Here is a 1617-nt window from a genome sequence, read left to right on the forward strand (position 1 = left end):
TTCGACGTCACGCAGGGCCAGAAGGGCCCGCAGGCGGAGAACATCGTCCCGGCCTAGTTCCCGGACGTGTACCTCGCAGCCGGGGCTCGCACCGTGCAGGTGCGGGCCCCGGCTCGCGCTGTTCTCAGGCCGCTGTTCTCAGGCCCAGGAAGGCTTTACTGAATGACTCGCCCCGAGCGGCAGGACCGTGCTGCCAGACCTGCCGGCAAACGCCCGGTGAATTCACGTGGACAAGGCTCCGCGCGCGGTACGGCGAAGGCCCCGGCCCGCCGTGCCCCCGCCCGCCCCCAGGAATTCACTCTGCCGGAGACCCTCACCCCCGCACTGCCTGCCGTCGAGGCGTTCGACGAGCTCGACATGCCCGCCGGGCTGCTCAAGACCCTCACCGCCCAGGGCGTGACGGAACCGTTCCCCATCCAGGGCGCGACCCTGCCCAATTCCCTCGCGGGCCGTGACATCCTCGGCCGCGGCCGGACCGGATCGGGCAAGACCCTCGCCTTCGGACTCGCGCTCCTCGCCCGCCTCGCGGGCCGCCACGCCGAGCCCAAGGCCCCCCTCGCGATGGTCCTCGTACCCACGCGTGAGCTGGCCCAGCAGGTGACCGACGCGCTCACCCCGTACGCCACCGCCGTGAACCTGAAAATGGCCACCGTCGTCGGCGGCATGTCGATCACCAAGCAGTCCGGACAGCTGCGGCGCGGCGCCGAGGTGCTCGTCGCCACCCCCGGCCGGCTCAAGGACCTCATCGAGCGCGGCGACTGCCGGCTCGACCAGGTGGACATCACCGTCCTCGACGAGGCCGACCAGATGGCCGACATGGGCTTCATGCCGCAGGTCACCGCCCTGCTCAAGCAGGTGCGGCCCGACGGCCAACGGATGCTGTTCTCCGCGACGCTGGACAAGAACATCGACCGGCTCGTACGGCAGTACCTGACCGATCCCGTCGTGCACTCCGTCGACCCCTCGCAGGGCGCGGTCACCACGATGGAGCACCACGTGCTGTACGTCCTGGACGAGACGGACAAGAAGGCCGTCACGACCAGGATCGCGGCCCGCGACGGCCGGGTGCTGCTCTTCCTGGACACCAAGCGCTCCGTGGACCGGCTGGTCAAGCGCCTGCTGGCCAGCGGCGTAAGGGCGGCCGGGCTGCACGGCGGCCGTTCGCAGCCGCAGCGCAACCGCACCCTCGACCAGTTCAAGACCGGCCAGGTCACCGCCCTCGTGGCGACCAACGTGGCGGCCCGCGGCATCCACGTCGACGACCTCGACCTCGTCGTGAACGTCGACCCGCCCGTCGACCACAAGGACTACCTGCACCGCGGCGGACGCACCGCCCGCGCCGGGGAGTCCGGCAGCGTCGTGACGCTCGTCCTGCCCGAGCAGCGGCGGGAGATGACCCGGCTGATGTCCGACGCGGGCATCGACCCCAAGTCGGCCAGGATCAAGTCCACCGACGAGGAGCTGGCACAGCTCACCGGCGCGCGGGAGCCCTCCGGGGTGGCCGTCGTCATAGAGGTGCCGCAGCCGGTGGTCCAGCAGAAGCCGAAGCCGCGCACCGCACGCCCCGCACGGTCGGGGTCGCGGGGTGCCGGACGTACCACCGCCGGGGGTGGCGCC

The 1617-nt window shown here is 71.6% G+C and carries 1 protein-coding gene; it reads left to right on the forward strand.

Features of this window, described 5'->3' with window-relative positions:
- Nucleotides 1-162 precede the first annotated feature (162 nt).
- Nucleotides 163-1617 (forward strand): DEAD/DEAH box helicase (locus GT042_RS10525; protein WP_161308446.1); only part of this gene is annotated, 1455 nt, incomplete at its 3' end.

It is taken from the genome of Streptomyces sp. SID3212 (assembly GCF_009865405.1).
Classification (GTDB): Bacteria; Actinomycetota; Actinomycetes; order Streptomycetales; family Streptomycetaceae; genus Streptomyces.